Origin of the sequence: Mycobacterium sp. ENV421, assembly GCF_002887815.1 — a bacterium.
Classification (GTDB): Bacteria; Actinomycetota; Actinomycetes; order Mycobacteriales; family Mycobacteriaceae; genus Mycobacterium.
In genome coordinates, this window is record NZ_PDHO01000016.1 from 62,233 (window position 1) to 84,078 (window position 21,846).

Genomic DNA, 21,846 nt, shown 5'->3' on the forward strand with positions numbered 1-21,846 from the left:
AAAACAAACGTACGCCCGGTGTCGCCCGGATCAGGCCTAGAGTGGGGAATATGTCGCCCAAGATCGCCACCGCCGACTCCGTGGACCTCGACACGCTGCTCGAGTTCGTCCGGCCCCGCCATCGCATGGTGCTGACCACCTTCCGCGCCGACGGCTCGCTGCAGAGTTCCCCGGTGACCGGCGGCGTGGACGAGCAGGGCCGCCTGGTGATCGCCAGCTATCCACGTCGCGCCAAGTCGGTGAACATCCGCCGCACCGGGCGCGCGAGTGTGGTGGTGCTCTCCGACGAGTTCAATGACGCCTACGTGCAGATCGACGGGCCCGCCGAGGTGATCGACCTGCCCGACGCTGTGGAACCGCTGGTCGACTACTTCCGCGCGGTCGCTGGTGAGCACTCGGATTGGGACGAGTATCGGGCGGCGATGGTCAAACAGGGCAAGTGCCTGATCCGGGTCACTCCGCAGCGCTGGGGTCCGGTGGCGACGGGCGGCTTCCCGCCGTCGTGAGCGAGGCCAGTGTGTAGACCCGAACCCGGCCGGGCACGGTGGCGTGGCATTGCGACAGCAGCGGCTCCGAGAGCTCCTCGTTGAGCACCACCTCGACCGGGGCGGGGTCGGCGTCGAGCACCACCCGGATGGTGCCGTCACCCGGCTCGGCACTCAGCGGCAGGAAGGCGGCGATGCGGTCGTCGCCGAACTCCTCGCGGGCGAAATGTTGTGCGGCCTGCACAGCGTGGGGAAGCGACGTCCGACCCCGCAGGAACCGGTTGTCCAGCCGACCATCGAGGTAGCGGCTCACCAGCCCGGCCGCGTCGGCCTGGTCCACCCGCCCATAACACAATCCGGCGGGCAGCACGAGCATGGTCGCCGCGAACCGATCACCGCCCAGATGGGAGCATTCCCAGGCGAATTCGGGATACGCGGCCGAGATCGCCGCGGCAGCTGACCGGCCGCGCACGGCGCAGCACATGTCGTGGCGGCCGTGGGCACAGACCGCGACGAGCGGGTCGGTCGAGGCGGTGCCGTCGGATCCATCCAGGGCGATGTCGAGGTACTCGCGCGGGTCGGTGACCTCGCCGCCGTGCAGCGCTTCGCCTCCGACGGCGCACTGCGCGACGAACCAGCGCCACCGGGGTGTGGCCGCCCGGCGGCCGTGCTTGCGGATCGCCGCGATCCGCATGCCCGCGGCTTCCGCGCGCCGCACGACGGCCAACCCCAGCTTCGGGTCGATGCAGGCCGGTGAGTCCAGGAAGGCCGATCGTCCCCAGCCGCCTGACAATTCGAGCAACAGCCACGAGGAACCGGCCGACGCCGTCCCGTACATCGGATCGTTGCGAGCCAGCGACTGGTCGCTGCAGCCCTGTCCGGCTCTACTCATCGCGCAGCAGCGGGGACGACGACCGCTTCCTTGAGCAGGCGCCGAATCAGAACCGCACCGTCCGCGGGGTCCAGCCCCGGCAGGGCGGCGGCCCGCGCCACCTCACCGCGGTGCAGCGCGTACAGCGCCTCGGCGCAGGATGCGGGGAACGTGATGGTCCGGTCGGGAAGCCGGAGCACAACCCGCCCGTCCGATCTGTCCAGGCCGGCCACCAGCCCACGGCGCCAGCACACGTCGACCTCGGCGTCGGCGGCGGCGCTCAACGTGGCCAGCGGCCGAACCGCAACGGGACGGGTCAGCCCGGCGTGCCGGTCGGACAGCCGTACGGCCGCGCCGGTACCCAGTGTTGCCGCGTTGTCCCGCAGCGCCGTCACCACCTCGGCCATCACCTTGGTGACCGTGGCGAGAGCCTCGTCCTGATCAGCGGCAGCAAAACCCATTGGCAGGGATCGGCGAAAGGCCTCGACAGTGGACAGCTCGTCGAGCACAGTGCGCGCTACGTCGAGAGCTGTGGTGGCCGAGATACCGATGGTTAGGTGAATCGACGTGGTGTCGAGCGCCTGCGCCGCGTGCAGCCAGCCTCTGGGCAGGTACAGCGCGTCGCCGGCGTTCAAGACAGTGTCGATCACCGGCTCGGTCTGGACCCGTTCGTCGATTGCCGCTCGGTGCTGGGTCCACGGCTGGGACGGCAGCGGATGGGTGTGCACCGGTTCGTGCACCACCCAGCGTTTCTGTCCGGATACCTGCAGCACGAAGACGTCGTGCACGTCGTAGTGCGGGTCGAAACCACGGCTGCCCGGCGGTGTGATGTAGGCATTCGCCTGTGCGGGATGTCCGAAATCGTCGACGGCGTCGCGGACGAAGTCGATCAGCGGCGGCCACAACCGGTGCAGACCTTGCAGAACAACCGTTGCGCCAGCGGCCAATTCGGCAAGGACCTTGGCCGAGTCGACCTGATCGCCGATCTCCGCGCCGAACCCGGCCGGGCCGAGGTAGCAGTCTTTGGCCAGGATCTCGCCGTCGCGAGCCAACCTGATGAACGGCGCGCGGATGCCGCGCTCGGCAATCAACTCGTCGACCGCCCCGGGAGACAGCAGATCGCTGAAATCCCGGGGCAGGTCGACGGCTGAGCTCAGGAGCGGCCTGCGGCCCCAGTACTGGTCGGCGAACGTCTGCGCGTCGACCACACTGCAGCGGCTCAGCATGAAACGGGGGTCAGGCTGAGCCGTCGGCGCCGCCGTCGTGGCCTTCGGGGTTCGAGCCGCCGTCGGCGGGACCCTCACCGCCACCGCCGGCTGTGCCGTCAGCGCCGCCGTCGTGGCCTTCGGGATTGGAGCCGCCGTCGGCGGTGCCCTCGCCGCCCGGGGTGGAGGTCGTGATGTCGTCGTCGTCGAGCGCCATGAAAGATCCTTTCTCGAACCGCAAAAGCGCGGCACAGTGTGCAGGGATAGGTGCGAACGGAGTTGCCGCGCCGAAACCGAATGAAACCGTCGGAAGCGAGTGGATGTGTCCGGGTGGCCCCGCCAGCGTGACGGCGTCAGCTGCGGGCCGAGCGTGGCCGTGATGGCGGGTGCACTGCTCGACGCCGAGTACGGCGCCCCGTTGCACACCGGACAGCCGCAGCGGTGGTTCGACGCCGAGCAGGCGCGGGTGCACCGTGCGATCAACGCGGTGTGGCCGCACGCCCTGGGCGCCACCCCGGCCGGTGTGGCGCGGGCCATGACCGAGCACAGCATCTCCCGCGGCGTGCGCTACCGCTGGCGACCGGCCCGGTGCGACGACCGGCTGGCCGATGTCTGCGATGCGGTGGCCGCGGGCTGGCCGGTGGCGATGCTGATCGGTGCGGTGCTGCCGCGGCATTGGGTGCTCCTGGTCGAGATCGAGGGCGCCACCCTGCGTTGTTACGAGCCGTCCTCCGGCGCACTGCTGGACATCGCCGTCGACGACATCCGTCGCAGTCGGTTGGCGCGGCTGGGTTTTGCACGGCCGTTCGCGTTCGTCACTCCGCGCTGTGTTTGAGGACGTACCGAACGGGCATGCGGGCACCTGAACCCAAGTGGAGGAGGATCCCATGCGAGCAGTGACCTGGCACGGCCGCCGCAACGTCTCGGTCGACACCGTCCCCGATCCGCAGATCAAGGAGCCCACCGACGCGATCATCCGCGTCACCAGCACCAACATCTGCGGCTCCGACCTGCACCTCTACGAGGTGCTCGGGGCCTTCATGTCGCCGGGGGACATCCTCGGCCACGAGGCCATGGGTGTGGTCGAAGAGGTTGGCGATCAAGTCTCCGAACTCAAAGTCGGTGACCGCGTGGTGATTCCGTTCAACATCTCCTGCGGCCACTGCTTCATGTGCGGGCAGGGCCTGCAAAGCCAATGTGAGACAACGCAAAACCGGGACCAGGGCACCGGTGCGGCGTTGTTCGGCTACTCCAAGCTGTACGGGGAAGTGGCCGGCGGCCAGGCCGAGTATCTGCGGGTGCCCCAGGCCAATTACACCCACATCAAGGTCCCGGTCGGCGGCTCCGACGACCGCTACGTGTATCTGTCCGACGTATTGCCCACCGCCTGGCAAGGTTTGGAGTACGCGGACGTGCCGGACGGCGGCACCCTGGTCGTACTCGGACTGGGACCGATCGGATCGATGGCGTGCCGGATGGCCGCCCACCGCAACCGACACCGGGTTATCGGCATCGACCTGGTGCCCGATCGGCTGGAGCGGGCCCGTCCCTACTGCGAGGAGGTCATCGACCTTCGCGAGGGCGATGTGGTGGAACGCGTGCTGGATCTGACCGACGGCCGCGGCGCCGACTCCGTCATCGACGCCGTCGGGATGGAGGCACACGGGTCGCCTGTCGCCGAATTCGCCCAGACCGCAGCGGGATACCTGCCGTCACCGGTGGGGCGGGCGGTCATGCGTAACGCCGGAGTGGACCGGTTGGCGGCGCTGCACACCGCGATCGCGGTGGTTCGCCGAGGCGGGACGGTGTCGCTGTCGGGCGTCTACGGCGGCGCCGCGGATCCGATCAACCTGATGGTGATGTTCGACAAGCAGATACAGCTCCGAATGGGGCAGGCCAACGTGAAGCGCTGGATCCCCGACATCATGCCGCTGCTCACCGATGATGATCCGCTGGGTGTGGACACCTTCGCCACCCATCGGCTTCCGCTATCGGACGCGCCGAAAGCCTACGAGACCTTCCAGAAGAAGGCCGACGGCATGTTCAAAGTGGTTCTCAAACCTTAGGTTTGGGCCGGTTTGGGCCCTAGCAGCGCCAGCGAGACGGACAGCGCGGGCTCGATGATGTCGCTGGCCGGATCGCCGTCCTCCATGGTTTGCGCGGTGAGTTCGCGCAGGCCGCCCACCAGGATGACGGCCACCGCATGGGAGATCGGCGGCAGGCCGGCGGCCCGGAATCCGTCGTTGCCGGATAGGTCGACGATCATCGTCGCGAGCCGGGCGAACCCGCGGCGCAGGGTCGGCCGGGCGTACTCACCCAGGGCGGGAAGCTCCCGGATCCAACTCAGCGTGATGGCCCGCCGCTCGTCGATGTGCTCGACGTAGGTGACGACGGCTTGGCGGATCTGCTCGTGCCAGGGGGCGTTCGGGTCGACGGCAGCGCTGATGGTTTCGACGAGTTCGTCGTTGTTGGCTGTGAGCAGCTCGGCGAAACAGTCTTCCTTGGTGGCGAACTCGCTGTAGAAGGTGCGCTTGGAGGTGCGGGCGTACCGGACGATGTCGGCGACGGTGGAGTCGCGGTAGCCGCGTTCTTCGATAGACGCGGCGAGGCCGTCGAGCAGTCGCCGCCGGAAGTCGTCGTTGCGGCCGACGGCAGGAGCGTCGGGAACGGCTGCCGTGGTCACCCGACCTCCTTTCGCGCTCTGGTCTTGTCAGGGCTGGTACCGAAGGGTACCGTACCTCACAAGCCAGTGGTACAACGCAGTACCACGCTATGTCTGGGAGGGCCTCACCGATGAGCCAAGCGTCAACCGTGGCCGCGCCGGTCCGCGCCGAACCGAAGTTGCCGCCATCGCCGGGAGTGCCGAACGCGCTGGTCAGCCTCGCGTTCATGGTGGCCCGCCGGCCCACCACCGAGTGGCTGACCCGACGCTACGGCCGTTGTGTCACGGTGCGGATCCCGGTCTTCGGGAACACCGTCGCCGTCTCGGATCCCGCGCTCACCAAGCAGATCTTCACCACCAGTCCGGACATCCTCTACAACATCCAGCCAAACCTGAGCAGGCTGCTGGGCCCTGGCTCGGTATTCGCTCTGGACGGGGCCGAGCATCGCGCGCGGCGCAAGTTGCTCACCCCGCCGTTTCACGGCAAGAGCATCCGGGCCTACGAGCAGATCGTGGTGGAGGAGACCCTGCGCGAGATCGAATCATGGCCGCAGGGAACCGAATTCGCGACGCTCGAGCCGATGATGCACATCACACTCAACATCATCTTGCGCGCGATCTTCGGCGCCGACGGTGTCGAACTACAGCGCCTGCGTGAGCTCATCCCGAAGTGGGTGACCCTGGGATCACGCCTGGCCGTGCTGCCTTCGCCGAAACGCGAAAGGCCGTGGACGCCATGGGGAAAGCTGGTCCGATACCGCCGGGAGTACGAGGGCCTGGTGGACACCCTGATCAGCCGGGCGCAGAGTGACCCCAATCTCGAGGACCGCACCGACGTGCTGTCGCTGTTCCTGCGGAGCAGCTATGACGACGGCTCGCCGATGACGCGCGGCGAAATCGGCGACGAACTGCTGACACTGCTGGCCGCGGGGCACGAGACCACCGCGTCCACGCTGGCATGGGCATTCGAGCGGATCTCGCGCCACCCCGAGGTGCTGAGCCGCCTGGTTGCCGAGGCTGACACCGAGGAGAGTTCCTACCGGCAGGCCACGATCCTGGAGGTTCAGCGCAATCGGACGGTGATCGACTTCTCCGGTCGTCATGTCCAGGTGCCGAGCTACGAACTCGGGGAATGGGTTGTGCCGCAAGGATATTCAGTGATGGTCAGCCTGTGTCAGCTGCATGAGAACCCGGAGATGTTCCCCGATCCGGAGCGCTTCGACCCGCTGCGGTTTCTCGACACCAGGCCCAACACCTTCGCCTGGGTGCCGTTCGGCGGCGGAACCCGGCGTTGCATCGGCGCGGCCTTCGCCAACATGGAGATGGACGTCGTCCTGCGTACGGTGTTGCGGCACTTCACCATTGCCACCACCAGCGCGCCGGGGGAGAAGTGGCACTCCCGGGGCGTGGCATTCACCCCGAAAAAGGGTGGACGCGTCGTCGTGCACCGACGGGCCCAACAGCGCGCCGAGCGTGCGTCCTGATACGCGGACAACGGTGTGTCACGTACGAATCCGCACACTCGGCGCGAGGGCTCGAAAGCGAAGGCTAGACCTGAGCCCGCTTCGGTAGCTTCCACCCCGCCCGCGGGAAGTGGCAGGTGTAGCCGTTCGGGTAGTGCAGCAGGTAGTCCTGATGCTCGGGCTCGGCATCCCAGAAGTCACTGGCCGGCGTCACCTCGGTGACCACCTTGCCCGGCCACAGCCCGGATGCGTCGACGTCGGCGATGGTGTCCAGCGCGACCTGCTTCTGCTCGTCGTCGAGGTAGAAGATCGCCGACCGGTAGCTGGTCCCGACGTCATTGCCCTGCCGGTTCTTCGTGCTCGGATCGTGGATCTGGAAGAAGAACTCCAGCAGCGCGCGGAAGTCGGTCTGCGCCGGGTCGTACTCGATCTCGATCGCCTCGGCATGGCCGGGATGGTTGCGGTAGGTGGGGTGGTCGTTCTGGCCGCCGGTGTAGCCCACCCGGGTGGACACCACGCCGGGCTGCTTGCGGATCAGATCCTGCATGCCCCAGAAGCAACCGCCTGCCAGGATCGCCCTCTTGGTGTTGCTCACGCGTCCTCCTTGGAAGTCTCGAACAGATGCCTGTACTCGCCGTAGCCCTGCGCCTCGAGGTCGTCGAGCCCGATGAATCTCAGCGAAGCGGAGTTGATGCAGTAGCGCAACCCTCCCTGCGCGCGAGGGCCGTCTTTGAATACGTGCCCCAGATGGCTGTCGCCGGCCGCCGAGCGAACCTCGGTACGGACCATCAGGTGGCTGAAGTCCCGTTTCGTGACGACGTTGACTTTTCCGGGGGACGTCTCGATCGGCTTGGTGAAACTGGGCCAGCCGGATCCACTCTCGAACTTGTCGGTCGAGGCGAACAACGGTTCGCCCGAGACGACGTCGACGTAGATGCCCGGCTCGTGATTGTCCCAATACTCGCCGGTGAAGGGCCGCTCGGTCCCGTTCTCCTGGGTTACCCGATATTGCTCCGGGGACAGCGCGGAAACGGCGGCGGGATTGCGGTGATAGTCATGCGCCATGTCGGTTTAACCTCAATGGTTGTTCAGATAGTTCCCATGTCAGAGATCCGTCAGGACTGGCGCGCGCTGCGGCGCGTGCGTCGCGGTGTCACAATTGTCGGTCGGCACTGGCGCCGGTTCTGAGCAGGAAAGTTTGACTCGATGCGGCTTCGCCTGATTTGCACCCCCATGCACAGGGGTGGGACCTCGTGTATCGGGTGAAGATGCTCGCGCTCTCCGGCAGCGACTTCCACGGTGCCCAGCAGATCCGGTTGCTGCGCATCTATTTGAGCCTCACGACGTTCCTCTACGTCTACGGCGTGGTGTTCACGATCTGGCCGCTGCATCCGGAATTGATCTACGCGAATCCGCTCGGAGGCGTGCTGGCCATCGTGCTCGGCGTCGCGGCGCTGGCCTGGCTGGCCGTCAAGCCTGACAAGCCGGCGCCGGCCACCCTGGCCGCCATCATCGCCACCCCGGTGGTGATGGCGTTCCACATCGCGATCGCAGCGGAGATCATCTGCCTGGTCGCGCCGATGTTTCTGGCGATGTATCTGCGGGCGTTCTATCCACCCCGGCGGGCGGCGGTGCTCATCGGCTTGCTCACGGTGGCAGCAGTGCTGGCGCTGGCCATCTCGCCGGCGCCCAAGCTGGGGATCGACTACCTGATCTGGGTCATCGCGATCGTCGGCGCGGGGGAGTCGTTCGGGCTGGTGATGCGCGCGTTGGTCACGAGTGCGTGCACGGATCCGCTGACCGGTCTGCTGAACCGCGCCGGCTGGGAGATCGCCACCCGAGAGCTCCTGGCGCGCGGGCGCTCAGCGAAGCCCATCATCACTGTCGTCGTCATGGACCTCGACGGTTTCAAGCAGCTCAACGACACTCGCGGGCATCTGGCGGGTGATGAGCACCTGGCCGAACACGCGCGCCGGTGGCGCGACCTGTTGCCGCGCGATGCCGTGCTGGCGCGGCTGGGCGGTGACGAGTTCGCCGCATGCATAGCCGACCGTGATGCGTCGTCGGCGCAACGGTTCGTCGCCGACGTCGGGCTGCACACTCCCGACACCAGCGTCGGGGTGGCGTCGCAGCCCGGCGACACCGCCGACATCGCGGCGCTCTACGCCGCCGCAGACGCCGAGTTGTACGCCGCCAAGGGCCGCAACCGCCGCAAGACCGACCGCTGACCCGCGACCGCGTGGGCGGTGGCGGCGGCGAAGTGCCGTCGAGGGGCGTGAAACCGGCGAGAGCGGGTAGGGCACAAACATGATTACTCGGTGGATCGTTCTGTTTGTCGGCGTGACTGCATTGATCGTAGGCATCGCCGGACTCGCCACTCCCGTCCATGCGGGGCCCGGGAATCGAGGTCCCGCCGTAGCGGAACCTCTGAACGTCGACTGTGGCAGCGCGATCGCTCCAGACCTGTCTGCCGCGCGGGCGGCGACGGCGCAGGGCGGAAAGAACATGCCCAGCCCGGCTGGTGTCCCGGAGACGCCGGGCATGGCCGAACCGCATGACGACGTCATCGTCAACACCGACTACGTGGAGTTGTGCCACAAGGAGCTGACCGATCGGCGGATCTGGACGATCGTCCTGTCTGCGGTGGGGGCCGCTGCGATCCTCGGCATCGGCCTGGCAGCCGTTTTGTCCCGGAGATCACGCAGTCGCGCCGCCGGGTCGTGATACGGCAAGCCCTCGACAAAGGTCGATAGAACGTGTTCTAGTTTGAAGCTGTGGCGCGATTTTCCCGTGAAGAACTGACCGACGCTTTCGCGACTTTCGAGAACACCGTCGCCGAGGCCGCCAGAACCCAGGACTGGGACGCCTGGGTGAGTCACTACACCCCCGACGTCGACTACATCGAGCACGCGATGGGCACGATGAAGGGCCGCGACGAAGTACGCGCCTGGATCACCAAGACCATGGGCAGCTTCCCCGGCAGCTACATGACCGAGTTCCCGTCGCTGTGGGCCGTGTTCGACGAGGAGACCGGGCGGGTCATCTGCGAGCTGGACAACCCTATGCGCGACCCCGGTGACGGCACGATCATCAGCGCCACCAACATCTCGATCGTCACCTACGCCGGCGACGGCCTCTGGTCGCGCCAGGAGGACATCTACAACCCGCTGAAATTCCTGCAGGCCAGCATGAGGTGGTGCAAGAAGGCCGAGAAGCTCGGCACCCTCGACGAGGAGGCGGCCGCCTGGATGAAAGCCAACGGGGGCATGAAGTGACCCAGCCGAAACTCGTCATCGGAGCCAACGGGTTCCTCGGCTCGCACGTCACCCGGCAGCTGGTCGCCGACGGGCATCAGGTGCGAGTCATGGTGCGGCCGAACGCTTCCACGATCTCGATCGACGACCTCGACGTGCAGCGCTTCGTCGGCGACATCTGGGACAACGACGTGCTGCGTGAGGCGATGGCCGGCGTCGACGACGTCTACTACTGCGTGGTCGACGCTCGCGGCTGGCTCAGCGATCCGGCACCGCTGTTCCACACCAACGTCGAGGGCACCCGCAATGTCCTGGATGTGGCCAGAACCGCCGGCCTGCACCGCTTCATCTTCACCAGCAGCTACGTCACCGTCGGGCGCCGTCGCGGCCAGACGGTCACCGAAACCGACATCATCACCGACCGCGGACTCACCCCGTACGTCCGGTCCCGGGTGCAGGCCGAAGAACTGGTGCTGCGCTACGCCCGCGACCACGGCCTGCCCGCGATCGCCATGTGCGTGTCCACGACCTACGGCGGCGGCGACTGGGGGCGAACCCCGCACGGCGCCATCATCGCCGGGGCCGCTTTCGGCAAGCTGCCGTTCGTGATGGGCGGTATCGAACTCGAAGCCGTCGGCGTCGACGACGCAGCCCGCGCGATGATCCTGGCCGCCGAGCGCGGCCGGGTCGGGGAGCGCTACCTGATCTCGGAGAAGATGATCAGCAACGCCGAAGTGGCCCGCATCGCGGCCCTGGAGGCGAACATGCCGCCGCCGACGAAGACGATCCCGCTGCCGCTCGCCTACGCGCTGGCCGCGCTGGGCACCGCCAAAGCCCGGCTGAAGAAGACCGACGAGAAGTTGTCGCTGGGCTCGCTGCGGCTGATGCGCGCCGAGGGACCGCTGGACTGCAGCAAGGCCGTCCAGGAACTGGGCTGGCAGCCGCGCCCCGTCGAGGAATCCATCCGCGAGGCCGCACGCTTCTGGGTCGGGTTGCGGGAGGCGAAACGGCAGGCGAAGGCAAGCCGGTCGGAGTGATCGGGCTCGGAACGATCGGGCTCGGAATGATCGGGCACTGAACCCGCCCGCAGGCGAATACGTGTCCCGCGTATGACGCCACGCATCTTTGCCCTGTCCGTCGCCATCGCCATCGCCGCGGTACTTCTGGTGGCGGCGTGCTCGGCGGGAACCACAGCCTCACCGTCCTCCGCCCCGCCCGCGGCCGGCCCGACGATCAGCATCGCCGACATGACGTTCGGCTCGCCCGGCCCGGTTCCGCCCGGAGCCACCGTCAGCGTCACCAATTCCGACGGCGTCGAGCACACCGTCACCGCCGACTCCGGCTCCGCGTTCAACGTCGAGGTCGGCGAGAAGGGTACGGCCACCTTCACCGCGCCGAGCAAGCCGGGAACCTACCCGTACCACTGCACCTATCACCCGGCGATGCACGGACAACTCGTCGTCCAGTGAGGGCGATCAACGTTCATGGCGTGCCGCTAGATTCTTGCCATGGCCACAATCAACGGCGCCGTGTCGCACTGGTTCACCGAGCTTCCCCAACCGCGTCCCGCGCTGCCCGGTGACCGCGACGCCGACGTCTGCATCGTCGGCGCGGGCTACACCGGACTGTGGACCGCCTACTACCTGAAGAAGGCTGACCCGTCGTTGCGGATCGTCATTGTGGAGGCCCGGTTCGCCGGGTTCGGCGCATCTGGCCGCAACGGCGGCTGGCTGTCCGGCCTGGCACCCGGCCACCGCGGGCTGCTGGCCAAGAAGTACGGCCGCGCCAACGTCGTCGCCTGGCAGCAGACCCTCAACGCCGCCGTCGACGAGGTGATCGACGTGGCCGCGCAGGAAGGCATCGACGCCGACATCGTCAAGGGCGGCAACCTCGAGGTGGCCCGCAACCCCTCGCAGGCCCGCCGGCTGCGCGCCGAGGCCGACGAGGACCGCGAGTGGGGCACCGACGGCATCGAACTGCTGACCGCCGCCGAAGCGGCCGAGCGGATCCGGGTGGACAGCCTGGTGCTCGGGATGTTCAACCCGCACTGCGCCCGTATCCAGCCGGCCAAGCTGGCCCGCGGCCTCGCCGACGTCGTGGAGCGCCTCGGCGTCACGATCTACGAACAGACCCCGGTGACCACGATCAGCCCTGGCCGTGCGGAGACCCCGCGGGGCGTGGTGCGCGCGCCGATCGTGCTGCGAGCCACCGAGGGCTTCACCGCCCGGATGCGCGGACTGCGGCGGCGCTGGCTGCCGATGAACAGCGCGATGATCGCGACCGAGCCGATGTCCGACGACGTCTGGGCGACCATCGGGTGGGCGGGCCGGGAAACGCTGGGCGATCTGGCGCACGGGTTCTTCTACGCCCAGCGCACCGCCGACAACCGGATCGCGATCGGCGGCCGGGCGGTGCCCTACCGCTACGCCTCCCGCATCGACAACGACGGCGCGGTCGGCGCGGACACCATCGCCTACCTCACCGGGGTGCTCAACACCGCGCTGCCGCAGACCCGCGGGGTGCCGATCGCCCACGGCTGGTGCGGCGTGCTGGGCGTCCCCCGGGACTGGTCGGCCGGTGTCAGCCTCGATCCGACCACCGGACTCGGGGAGGCGGGCGGCTACGTCGGCCACGGTGTGACGGCGACCAACCTGGCCGGCCGGACCCTGACCGACCTGGTGCTCAAACGGTCCACCCCGCTCACCGCGCTGCCCTGGGTCGGTCACCACTCGGCCACCTGGGAGCCCGAGCCGCTGCGCTGGCTCGGGGTACGTGGCATGTACACCGCATACAAGCTGGCCGACCGGCACGAAGACGGCGGGCGGGCGTCGACCTCGCCGATCGCCGTGATCGCGGACGCGATCGCCCGGCGCCCCTGACGCCGCGCGATCTACCGTGGGAATCGTGAGGGCAGGGCGGTGTTGCACCACCTACGCCGACTCCGGAGGAGACACCGATGAGCACACGTGAAATCAAGCAGCCGACCGCCGATCACCCGATCACGATCACCCCGACCACCGGCCGGGTGCAGGTCCGGGTCAACGGGCAACTCGTCGCCGACACCCGCGCCGCGCTCGGCCTGGCCGAATCCACCTATCCCGTGGTGCAGTACATCCCACTCGGCGACGTCGACCCGGCGGTGCTGGCCTGCACCGACACCCGCACGTACTGCCCGTACAAGGGTGAGGCCAGCTACTACAGCGTCACCGCGGGGGACGCGACGGTCGAGGACGCGATCTGGACCTACGAGGAGCCCTACCCGGCGGTCGCCGCGATCGCCGGACACGTCGCGTTCTATCCGAACAAGGCCGATATCAGCGTCGCACCGGACTGACCAGGTGCCTGTCGAGCGTGTCCTGACTTTTCCCGGGCCCGCCAGCCCGGGGCTGACGTTGGCGCCGCAACGCCGCGGACCCGGCGACCCGTGCTACCAACTCGACGACGAGCGCGCGATCTGGCGCACGAGCCTGCAAGCCAGCGGGCCGGTGACAGCCCGGATCTACCGCACCGCTCCCGACGCCGTCGGGTGCCAGGCGTGGGGTGACGGCGCCGACGAGTTCATCGAGGCGCTGCCCGCGCTGCTGGGCGTCGACGACGACCCCGGCGGCTACCGCCCGCAGCACCCGGTCATCCAAGCCGCATCCAAGCGGGTGCCCCATCTGCGCCTCGGCCGCACCGCACGGGTGCTCGAGGCGTTGATCCCCGCGGTGATCGAGCAACGCGTGCCGGGCGCCGACGCGTTTCGCGCCTGGCGGCTGCTGGTCACCAGGTTCGGCAGCCCGGCGCCCGGCCCCGCGCCCGCACGGATGCGGGTGCCACCGGCCGCTGACGTCTGGCGGCGCATCCCGTCGTGGGAGTTCCACCGCGCCAACGTCGATCCCGGCCGCGCCCGCACGATCATCGGATGCGCACAGCGCGCGGACGCGCTGGAACGGTTGTCCGGCCGGTCCACGACCGCGGCGCGCGACGCCCTCACCACGCTGCCGGGCGTGGGGGTCTGGACGGCGGCCGAGACCGCGCAGCGGGCCTTCGGTGACACCGATGCGCTGTCGATCGGGGACTACCACATTTCGAAGATGGTCGGCTGGACGCTGATCGGCACTCCCGTCGACGACGCAGGCATGGTGGAGTTGCTGGAGCCGGAACGTCCGCATCGGTACCGAGCGATCCGATTGCTCGAAGCCAGCCGGCTTGCGTACAAGCCGCGTTTCGGCGCGCGGCTGCCGGTGCAGCACATCAGCAATTTGTGACGCAGCTCTTACATCCGGTTACCAGCACGGCAACCCGGGTATGTGGCGGACGAGAAGCCAGCGCGCGAAAGGAGCTATTGATGCGTGCCAAGTTCACCGTCCCCGGAATGACCGAAGCTAAGGCTCGTAAGGTGACCGATCTCCTGCAGAAGCAGTTGAGCACCTACAACGACCTGCACCTCACGTTGAAGCATGTGCACTGGAATGTGGTCGGCCCCAACTTCATCGGCGTCCACGAGATGATCGATCCGCAGGTCGACCTGGTCCGCGGCTACGCCGACGAAGTCGCCGAACGGATCGCGACTCTGGGCGCGTCGCCGCAGGGCACCCCGGGTGCGATCCTCAAGGACCGCACGTGGGACGACTACAGCGTCGGGCGCGACACCGTGCAGGCCCACCTCGCCGCAGTCGATTTGGTGTACGACGGTGTCATCGAGGACCTGCGCAACAACATCGAAGCGACCGAGGAACTCGACCCGGTGACCCAGGACATCCTCATCGGTCACGCCGCCGAGCTGGAAAAGTTCCAGTGGTTCGTGCGTGCCCACCTCGAAAACGCCGGTGGGACTTTGTCACACGAGGGCAAGTCGACGGAGAAGGGCGCAGCCAAGGCTGCGAAGGCGAAGAGCTAGTCCTTCGACTCCAGCGCGTCGTCGCGGACCGGACGGTCCGCGAGCTCCTCGGCGCGGCCGAACAGCAGCGGGTAGAGAGCACCCGCCACGGCCGCGCCGGCGAGCGGGGCAAGCCAGAACACCCAGAGTTGGGCGGGTGCACCGTCGCCGTTGAAGAACGCGACACCCATCGAGCGGGCCGGGTTCACCGACGTGTTCGAGATCGGGATCGAGATCAGGTGTATGAGCGTCAGCGTCAAGCCGATTGCCAAGCCCGCGAAGCCTTTTGGCGCGCGGTCGTCGGTGGCGCCCAAGATCACCAGCAAGAACAGGAAGGTCAGGAGCGCCTCGGCGATCACCACCGCGGCCAGCGAGTAGTGGAACGGTGAGTGCTCACCGAATCCGTTGGCGGCCATGTGACCCGTCGGCGTGAAACCGGCTCTGCCGTTGGCGATCCAATAGATCACCGCCCCGGCGGCCAGGCCGCCGATGACCTGCACCACCCAATACGCCGGAAGCGCCTTCCATTCGACGCGCCGTGCCAGGGCCGCACCGAAAGTGACCGCCGGGTTCAAGTGGCCACCTGAGATCGTTCCGAACGCGTAGACGCCGGCCAGCACGGTGAGACCGAAAGCCAGCGCAACGCCGAGGAATCCGATACCGACGGAATTGTCCTCAGCTGGGTTGGCGGCGAATACCGCTGCGCCGCAACCACCCAAAACCAACAGGAATGTGCCGATGAATTCTGCGGCCAGCCGATGCGCCATCGTTGGAGCTCTCACTGGTTAAACCCTTCTCGTCGGTCGGGTCCATCTCCCTGATGATCGCAGGACGGTCCCCTCAAAGAACCGAACTTTGCTGAATCGTGTTGAGACGGTGACCTGTTAGCCGGCGAAGTCGTCGCGCGGCCGGGGCACCTCGTGCGCCGAGTCGGCCACCCGTTGGGCGCCGGCGCTGTCTCGATTGAGTCGCTGTGCCTTGTAGATCGATACCGGCGTGCGTGAGATCAGCAGGTAGGCGATCCCGACTGCGACCAGGGCGCACGGTATGACCGAGAAGGAACCGGTCATTTCCGCAACCATGATCATCACGGCAAGTGGTGCGTGAGCGACGCTGCCGAAGCACGCCATCATGCCGACCACCACGAAGAGACCGGGGCCGGCGGGTAGACCCGGCAGCCCGATGTCGTGCCCGAGCCGCCAGATCGCTGCGCCGACGAATGCGCCGATGACGACACCGGGGCCGAAGATACCTCCGGAACCGCCCGTGCCGATCGACAACGACGTCGCGATGATTTTGGCGAGCGGAAGCAACAGCACGATCCACAGCGGGATGGACAGCAGAGTGCCTGTGTCGGAGGCTTTTTGCGCCCATCCGTAGCCGCTGGCGAGTACCTGCGGGATGGCGAGTGCGAGGAGGCCGACGAGGAGACCGCCCAGTGCCGGCTTGATGACCTTGTTGCCCGGTAGCTTGGCGGTCACGGAGACGGTGCCGTAGAAGATTCGCGCGTACAGATATCCGAACGCCGCGGCGACGATGCCCAATACGACGAACCAGATGAGGATCGCCGGTTGATGGAATCGGAAGTCGGAGGCCACGTAGCCGAACAGCGGCTCGAATCCCAGGATCGATCCGAACACGGAGAACGCGGTGGCCGAGGTGATGAATCCCGGAACCAGCACCTTGTAGTCGAAGTCCTCGCGATAGACGATCGAGGCCGCGAGCACCGCCCCTCCGAGTGGCGCCCCGAAGATCGCGCCGATTCCCGATCCGATCCCGAGCGATACTGCGATCCGTCCGTCTTCATCGCTGAGGTTGAGCCAACGCGTCATCAACGAGCCGAAGCCGGCCGAGATCTGTGCGGCGGGTCCTTCCCGACCGCCCGAACCTCCAGAACCGATCGTCAGCGCACTGGCGATCGTCTTCACCACGATCGTGCGGCCCCTGATCGTCCGAGGGTCGGTGTGGACCGCCTCGATTGCAGAATCTGTTCCGTGGCCCTCGGCTTCGGGGGCGAATTTGGCCACGATCCACGCCGAAACCAGCGCGCCGCCGAAAGTCACCAGCGGTATGGCCCACGGCCGGACGAACCCTGGTGACCCCGGCTGTCCGCCGTCGCCGACCGGCTTGGGGATCTGATAGCCGCCGACGTAACCGAGCAAAAATTGGCCGGTGTAGTCGAGCGCGAGATAGAAGGTGACGGCCCCCAGCCCGGCGATGATGCCGATGGAGATGCCGAGGATCAACCATTTCCGCAGATAGCCGGACCTGCGAATGAAAGCGCCCACCGGACCGCCTGGTTCGACGACGTCATGATTCTGTCGCGGCCGCGGCATGGTGTGAGGCTAGCAGCATTGCTGGGCCACTGACGCGAATCCAGCCGCGAGCTCACGAATCATATTGCAGACCAACGGATATCGAGCATGCAACGTCGTTGGTGGGGGTATCACTGCGCCGGGCCGACCCCGTTCTGGGCCGGCCGGCCATCGAGGCGCCGGCGACGGCTCGATTAGGAAGCAGTGTGCAACTATTCCATACTGCAGGAGTGCCAGATGGACTCGGAATGCCGCGAAGAATCCCGATGGCCAGTCGCAACGTGGTCGTCGGCTGGTTGCGCGACAGTCCGTCGGCGCTGGTGGCCCTCGCGGTCGCCGTCGGCGCGGTAACAGGTCTGGGCGCGGTTGGCTTCAGATACCTGATCACCTTTTTCACCAGGCTATTCACCGGTTACGACGACTATTCCGGGCTGGGGCGGATACCGAGCGCGCATTGGCCGGCTCTGGGGATCTGGTTCCTGCTGCTGGCCCCGGTGATCGCGGGGGCGATATACGGCCCCATCGTGCACAAGTTCGCACCGGAGGCGCGTGGGCACGGGGTGCCTGAAGTGATGTATGCCGTCAGCCACAAGGGCGGCCGCATTGCACCGCAGGTCACCCTGGTCAAGGCGCTGGCCTCGGCGTTGTGCATCGGCGGCGGTGGGTCGGTCGGACGGGAAGGGCCGATCGTGCAGATCGGCTCGGCGGCCGGCTCCACGATCGCCCAGATCCTTCGGCTCGACACCCCGCGGGTTCGGCTTCTGGTCGCTTGCGGCGCCGCGGCCGGAATCTCGGCGACCTTCAATGCGCCGCTGGCCGGTCCGTTCTTCGCCATGGAACTCATCCTTCGGGACTTCGCCGCCCAGTCGTTCGGCGCGGTCGTGCTGTCGAGCGTCACCGCTGACGTGGTGGGCCGGGCCATGCTGGGCAACCAGCCGTTTCTCTCGCTGCCGTCGTTCGCCGTGCGCAGTGTGTCCGAATACTTCCTCTACGCCGCGCTCGGCGTAGCGGTGGGCGTGGTCGGAGTGGCGTTCTCGAAGATCCTCTACCGCGTGGAGGACCTGTGCGACTGGTTGTGGCGCGGGCCGGAATGGGCCCGACCCGCGGTCGGTGGACTGCTCCTCGGCGGCGTCCTGCTGGCCCTGCCCCAGATGTATGGCGTCGGTTATCCAGTCCTGGAGAACGCGGTCGAAGGCCGGTACGTCATCGGCATGTTGCTGCTTCTCATGGTGGGCAAGATGTTCGCGACCAGCCTCACCATCGGGATCGGCGGCTCCGGCGGAGTCTTCGCGCCTACGCTCTTCGTCGGCGCCATGGCGGGCACAGCGTTCGGGACAGTGGCCCATAGCCTGTTTCCGACGCTCACCGAGAGCGCCGGGGCATATGGGTTGATCGGGATGGGCGCAGCCCTGGCCGGCGCGACACGAGCGCCGATCACCGCGGTCGTGATCCTGTTCGAACTCACCGGCGAGTACTCGATCATCCTGCCGCTGATGGCAGCGGTGGTAATGGCTGCCGGCACTGCGCACCTGCTGTCCAAGGACACCATCTACACGGCCAAGCTGTGGCGTCGGGGCGTCGACCTCGACAAGCCGCCGGCCGAACTGCCCGACCTGCGTGCGGCGGATCTCGCTGTTCCTGCGCCCGAGCCGCTGGTGGTGGACAGTTCGATGACCGCCGCCGCCAAGGCGCTGTCACAGACGACGTTCGGCATGTTGCCGGTGGTGACCAACGACGGGCAGTACGCCGGATGCGTCACCGCCCAGGACGTGGCCGAGGCGCTTGATGAAGCGGATGCCCCCTCGACGGTGTCGGACTTGGTCAAGCCGGTGGCCGCCATCGCGTCTGACGCCGACGTCCGCCGTATCCTCGATGCGCTCAAGGGTCGGGGAGGCAGTGGTCTGCCCGTGTTGAATCCGGACCGGACCTGCCTTGTCGGATGGGTCACCTATGAGGCGGTGCTCGCCAGGCTGCACCCGTAAACCGGCGGCCGATCTGCGTCCACGCATCTCACGAGTCCGATCGTGCCCGCGGTGTGACGTAGCGCTCTTGCATATACCAGTAGGGGTATATACCGTGGATATCGGGATACCCCCCCTGGTATAACTCGGAAGGCCGGTGAGTGCGATGTTGGCGTTGACGGTGGCACTGGCGGTTGTGGTCGGCATCTCGTTGGGGCTGCTCGGAGGTGGCGGTTCGATCCTCACGGTGCCGCTACTGGCCTATGTGGCCGGCATGGACGCCAAGCACGCCATCGCGACGTCACTGCTGGTGGTCGGCGTGACCAGTGCCGTGGGGGCGGTTTCACATGCCCGCGCCGGGCGGGTCCAGTGGCGGACCGCCCTGCTGTTCGGCTCGACGTCCATGGTGGGCGCATACAGCGGCGGACAGCTGACCCGATTCATCTCCGGCGACGCGCTGCTCGTGGCATTCGCGGTGATCATGGTGGTGACTGCGATCGCGATGTTGCGCGGTCGCAGAACGCCGACCGCCACTGCGCAAACCGGCGCAGTGCTGCTCGCCAAGACCGCCGTGCTGGGCCTCGGACTGGGCCTGGTCACAGGAACCGTCGGTGCCGGGGGCGGATTCCTGGTGGTTCCGGCGCTCGTGCTGCTCGGCGGGCTGGCGATGCCCGCCGCCGTGGGAACGTCGCTCGCGGTCATCGCGATGAACTCATTCGCCGGCCTGGCCGGCTACCTGTCGGTCGTGCAGATCGACTGGGCCACGGCACTCATGGTGACCGCTGCTGCCGTCGTCGGCGCACTGATCGGTTCGAGGTTCGCTACCAAGGTCAACCCCGAGGTACTGCGCAAGTCATTCGGCTGGTTCGTCCTGATCATGGCCTCGGTCATCCTCGGCCAACAACTCGATCCGATCGTCGGCTACGTCGGCATCGCACTCACCGGTCTTGTGCCCGCATTCATGTTCGCGTGCAACCACATTGCCGCGTGCCCCCTGCACGGCCTGCTGGCCAGAACCACGGCTGCGGCCGGCACAAGCTGATCGTCCCGGAGAAAGGAACCGAAATGAAATTCATTCAGTACTACCTGGACTGCCTGTCACACGCGTCTTACCTGATCGGCGACGAATCCACGGGCCGTGCCGTCGTCGTCGATCCACAGCGCGATGTGTCCGAGTATCTCTCCGACGCCGAAGAACTCGGCATGCGAATCGAACTCGTCATCGAGACGCACTTCCATGCCGACTTCCTGTCCGGCCACCTGGAATTGGCCAAGGCCACCGGTGCCAAGATCGTCTACTCCTCGGTCGCGGAAGCGGAATTCGACTTCATGGGCGTCGCCGACGGCGAGCGCTACTCCCTGGGCGAGGTTCAGTTGGAGTTCCGGCACACCCCGGGCCACACCCCCGAGTCGTTGAGCATCGTGCTCTACGAGCATTCCGGTGACACCGAACCGTACGGCGTGCTGACCGGCGACACCCTGTTCATCGGCGATGTCGGTCGTCCCGACCTGCTGGCGTCCATCGGATTCACCCGCGAGGAGCTGGCCGACAAGCTGTACGACTCACTGCACGACAAGTTGATGACGCTGCCCGATGCCACCCGGGTCTATCCGGCTCACGGGGCGGGATCGGCCTGCGGCAAGAATCTTTCGACCGATCTCTGGTCGACCATGGGTGAGCAGCGGATGACGAACTACGCGCTGCGGGCGCCCGACAAGGCGACCTTCATGGACCTCGTCACCGCGAACCAACCACCCGCTCCGGGCTACTTCGTCTACGACGCCATCCTCAACCGCAAGCATCGCGACCTGCTGGACGAGACGAAGCCGCCCCGTTCGATGACGTACGCCGAGGTGCGTGCGGCGGTGGCGGGCGGAGCGGCTCTGGTCGACGGACGCGCGCCCGAGGAGTTCGCGCTGGGTCACCTGCGCGGCGCCATCAACATCGGATTGGGCGGCCGTTACGCCGAATTCGCCGGCTCGGTGGTCAAACCCGACAACGACATCGTGTTGATGACGGAGCCCGGTCAGGAGCTGGAAGGGAAAAACCGCTTGGCCCGAATCGGTTTCGACCGGGTCATCGGCTACCTCGCCGAGCCGTACGAGGTGATGTTCACCCATCGCGACGACGTCGAGGTGGCCTCCCGGCTGACCGCCAGTGGCCTCGGCGATCGCATCGCCGAGGTGCCGGAGCTGCAACTGGTCGACGTCCGCAATCCGGGCGAAGCGGCCGCCGGCATGGTGAGTGGCGCTGTCAACATCCCGGTGGGCCAGCTGCCCGACCGGGTGGCCGAGCTCGACCCGCACAGGCCCACCGTTGTGTACTGCGCCGGCGGCTATCGGTCCTCGGTCGCGGCGAGCCTGCTCCGCAACCGCGGATTCGATGACGTCAGCGATCTGCTCGGCGGCTACGCCGCGTGGGACGACGTAGTTCAGAATGCCTGACGTTCAGCAGGCCTGACGTCATCAAAGGCCGTGCCTGACAGCAGCCGGATCAGGCGTCGAGATCTTGCTGCACCAGCTCGGCGATCGCCTTGCAGGCGGCCTCGTCCTCGGAGGCGACGGTCACCTGCGCGCCGTTTCCCGCGCCCAGGGTCATGATCATCAGTGCCGAACCGGCGTCCACCGGCTCGCCGCCGTCCACCGCCAACGTCACCGGAACCCCGGCGTTGACAGCGGCTTCCGAGATGATCGCGGCGGGGCGGGCGTGCAATCCGATCGCCGAGCCGACGATGACGGTCTTGGTGTGCATGAGACTCCTTTGTTTCG

24 protein-coding genes and 1 pseudogene are annotated in these 21,846 nt (G+C 67.2%); 16 read left to right on the forward strand and 9 right to left on the reverse strand.

Annotated elements, in window-relative coordinates; translation table 11 throughout:
- The first annotated feature begins 50 nt into the window (after positions 1 to 50).
- The gene (locus CRM90_RS18880; RefSeq protein WP_102808472.1) at positions 51 to 506 is read left to right on the forward strand and encodes a PPOX class F420-dependent oxidoreductase; all 456 of its coding nucleotides are present in this window, start codon (positions 51 to 53) and stop codon (positions 504 to 506) included.
- Here the strand turns inward: CRM90_RS18880 and CRM90_RS18885 are convergent.
- From CRM90_RS18885 to CRM90_RS18895, 3 genes and pseudogenes are all read right to left on the reverse strand, one after another.
- Complete coding sequence (locus CRM90_RS18885) at positions 454 to 1,377, reverse strand: ferredoxin family protein (protein ID WP_102808473.1); 924 nt, start codon at positions 1,375 to 1,377, stop codon at positions 454 to 456. The two genes, CRM90_RS18880 and CRM90_RS18885, sit on opposite strands and share 53 nt — an antisense overlap.
- A complete protein-coding gene (locus CRM90_RS18890) occupies positions 1,374 to 2,582 on the reverse strand; it encodes a cupin domain-containing protein (RefSeq protein WP_102808474.1) in 1,209 nt (402 codons plus the stop codon). The genes CRM90_RS18885 and CRM90_RS18890 overlap by 4 nt, the downstream gene beginning before the upstream one ends.
- A gap of 13 nt (positions 2,583 to 2,595) precedes the next feature.
- Positions 2,596 to 2,778 (reverse strand): annotated as a pseudogene (locus CRM90_RS18895) (BatC protein); the annotation flags it as partial.
- Positions 2,779 to 2,940: 162 nt separating this feature from the next.
- On the opposite strand from CRM90_RS18895, the gene CRM90_RS18900 reads away from it, so the two are divergent.
- Positions 2,941 to 3,396, forward strand: coding sequence for a hypothetical protein (locus CRM90_RS18900; RefSeq protein WP_102808522.1), 456 nt, complete (start codon positions 2,941 to 2,943; stop codon positions 3,394 to 3,396).
- A 52-nt stretch (positions 3,397 to 3,448) separates the two neighbouring features.
- Complete coding sequence (locus CRM90_RS18905) at positions 3,449 to 4,627, forward strand: zinc-dependent alcohol dehydrogenase (RefSeq protein WP_102808523.1); 1,179 nt, start codon at positions 3,449 to 3,451, stop codon at positions 4,625 to 4,627.
- Here CRM90_RS18905 and CRM90_RS18910 read toward each other — a convergent pair.
- Entirely contained in the window at positions 4,624 to 5,244 is a 621-nt protein-coding gene (locus CRM90_RS18910; RefSeq protein ID WP_102808475.1) for a TetR/AcrR family transcriptional regulator, read from the reverse strand. The genes CRM90_RS18905 and CRM90_RS18910 overlap by 4 nt on opposite strands.
- A gap of 110 nt (positions 5,245 to 5,354) precedes the next feature.
- On the opposite strand from CRM90_RS18910, the gene CRM90_RS18915 reads away from it, so the two are divergent.
- On the forward strand, positions 5,355 to 6,707 hold the full coding sequence (locus CRM90_RS18915; RefSeq protein ID WP_102808476.1) for a cytochrome P450: 1,353 nt from the start codon (positions 5,355 to 5,357) through the stop codon (positions 6,705 to 6,707).
- Positions 6,708 to 6,771: 64 nt separating this feature from the next.
- On the opposite strand, the gene msrA is transcribed toward CRM90_RS18915, so the two are convergent.
- Together msrA and msrB are read right to left on the reverse strand one after the other, a co-directional pair.
- Positions 6,772 to 7,281, reverse strand: coding sequence for a peptide-methionine (S)-S-oxide reductase MsrA (gene msrA, locus CRM90_RS18920; protein ID WP_102808477.1), 510 nt, complete (start codon positions 7,279 to 7,281; stop codon positions 6,772 to 6,774).
- Positions 7,278 to 7,751 (reverse strand): peptide-methionine (R)-S-oxide reductase MsrB, encoded by a 474-nt coding sequence (gene msrB, locus CRM90_RS18925; protein WP_102808478.1) that lies wholly within the window; start codon positions 7,749 to 7,751, stop codon positions 7,278 to 7,280. Before msrB ends, msrA begins: the two co-directional genes overlap by 4 nt.
- Before the next feature lie 197 nt (positions 7,752 to 7,948).
- On the opposite strand from msrB, the gene CRM90_RS18930 reads away from it, so the two are divergent.
- The 9 genes from CRM90_RS18930 (at position 7,949) to CRM90_RS18970 (ending at position 14,822) form a co-directional block, all read left to right on the forward strand.
- Positions 7,949 to 8,914 (forward strand): GGDEF domain-containing protein, encoded by a 966-nt coding sequence (locus CRM90_RS18930; protein WP_102808524.1) that lies wholly within the window; start codon positions 7,949 to 7,951, stop codon positions 8,912 to 8,914.
- 277 nt (positions 8,915 to 9,191) lie between these two features.
- A complete protein-coding gene (locus tag CRM90_RS31005; RefSeq protein ID WP_233209393.1) occupies positions 9,192 to 9,410 on the forward strand; it encodes a hypothetical protein in 219 nt (72 codons plus the stop codon).
- A gap of 50 nt (positions 9,411 to 9,460) precedes the next feature.
- Positions 9,461 to 9,961, forward strand: a complete 501-nt coding sequence (locus CRM90_RS18940) for a nuclear transport factor 2 family protein (RefSeq protein ID WP_102808480.1) — start codon at positions 9,461 to 9,463, stop codon at positions 9,959 to 9,961.
- On the forward strand, positions 9,958 to 10,977 hold the full coding sequence (locus CRM90_RS18945) for an NAD-dependent epimerase/dehydratase family protein (RefSeq protein WP_102808481.1): 1,020 nt from the start codon (positions 9,958 to 9,960) through the stop codon (positions 10,975 to 10,977). Before CRM90_RS18940 ends, CRM90_RS18945 begins: the two co-directional genes overlap by 4 nt.
- Positions 10,978 to 11,049: 72 nt before the next feature.
- Positions 11,050 to 11,409 carry a cupredoxin domain-containing protein gene (locus CRM90_RS18950; RefSeq protein WP_102808482.1) on the forward strand — a complete coding sequence of 120 codons (360 nt, stop codon included), beginning with the start codon at positions 11,050 to 11,052 and terminating at the stop codon, positions 11,407 to 11,409.
- A 39-nt stretch (positions 11,410 to 11,448) separates the two neighbouring features.
- On the forward strand, positions 11,449 to 12,819 hold the full coding sequence (locus tag CRM90_RS18955; RefSeq protein WP_102808483.1) for an NAD(P)/FAD-dependent oxidoreductase: 1,371 nt from the start codon (positions 11,449 to 11,451) through the stop codon (positions 12,817 to 12,819).
- A 77-nt stretch (positions 12,820 to 12,896) separates the two neighbouring features.
- Entirely contained in the window at positions 12,897 to 13,274 is a 378-nt protein-coding gene (locus tag CRM90_RS18960) for a DUF427 domain-containing protein (protein WP_102808484.1), read from the forward strand.
- Positions 13,275 to 13,278: 4 nt separating this feature from the next.
- Positions 13,279 to 14,190, forward strand: coding sequence for a DNA-3-methyladenine glycosylase family protein (locus CRM90_RS18965; protein ID WP_102808485.1), 912 nt, complete (start codon positions 13,279 to 13,281; stop codon positions 14,188 to 14,190).
- Positions 14,191 to 14,270: 80 nt separating this feature from the next.
- Entirely contained in the window at positions 14,271 to 14,822 is a 552-nt protein-coding gene (locus tag CRM90_RS18970) for a Dps family protein (protein ID WP_036342526.1), read from the forward strand.
- Here CRM90_RS18970 and aqpZ read toward each other — a convergent pair.
- Together aqpZ and CRM90_RS18980 are read right to left on the reverse strand one after the other, a co-directional pair.
- Positions 14,819 to 15,583, reverse strand: coding sequence for an aquaporin Z (gene aqpZ / locus CRM90_RS18975; RefSeq protein WP_102808486.1), 765 nt, complete (start codon positions 15,581 to 15,583; stop codon positions 14,819 to 14,821). The two genes, CRM90_RS18970 and aqpZ, sit on opposite strands and share 4 nt — an antisense overlap.
- Positions 15,584 to 15,685: 102 nt before the next feature.
- A complete protein-coding gene (locus CRM90_RS18980) occupies positions 15,686 to 17,137 on the reverse strand; it encodes a chloride channel protein (protein WP_102808487.1) in 1,452 nt (483 codons plus the stop codon).
- A gap of 245 nt (positions 17,138 to 17,382) precedes the next feature.
- Here CRM90_RS18980 and CRM90_RS18985 point away from each other — a divergent pair, with 245 nt between their 5' ends.
- From CRM90_RS18985 to CRM90_RS18995, 3 genes are all read left to right on the forward strand, one after another.
- Positions 17,383 to 19,098 (forward strand): chloride channel protein, encoded by a 1,716-nt coding sequence (locus CRM90_RS18985; RefSeq protein ID WP_233209394.1) that lies wholly within the window; start codon positions 17,383 to 17,385, stop codon positions 19,096 to 19,098.
- Between the two features lie 145 nt (positions 19,099 to 19,243).
- Positions 19,244 to 20,119, forward strand: coding sequence for a sulfite exporter TauE/SafE family protein (locus CRM90_RS18990; protein ID WP_102808489.1), 876 nt, complete (start codon positions 19,244 to 19,246; stop codon positions 20,117 to 20,119).
- A gap of 23 nt (positions 20,120 to 20,142) precedes the next feature.
- Entirely contained in the window at positions 20,143 to 21,522 is a 1,380-nt protein-coding gene (locus CRM90_RS18995; protein WP_102808490.1) for an MBL fold metallo-hydrolase, read from the forward strand.
- A gap of 49 nt (positions 21,523 to 21,571) precedes the next feature.
- Here CRM90_RS18995 and CRM90_RS19000 read toward each other — a convergent pair whose 3' ends face one another.
- Positions 21,572 to 21,829 carry an HPr family phosphocarrier protein gene (locus CRM90_RS19000; RefSeq protein ID WP_036342539.1) on the reverse strand — a complete coding sequence of 86 codons (258 nt, stop codon included), beginning with the start codon at positions 21,827 to 21,829 and terminating at the stop codon, positions 21,572 to 21,574.
- Positions 21,830 to 21,846 lie beyond the last annotated feature (17 nt).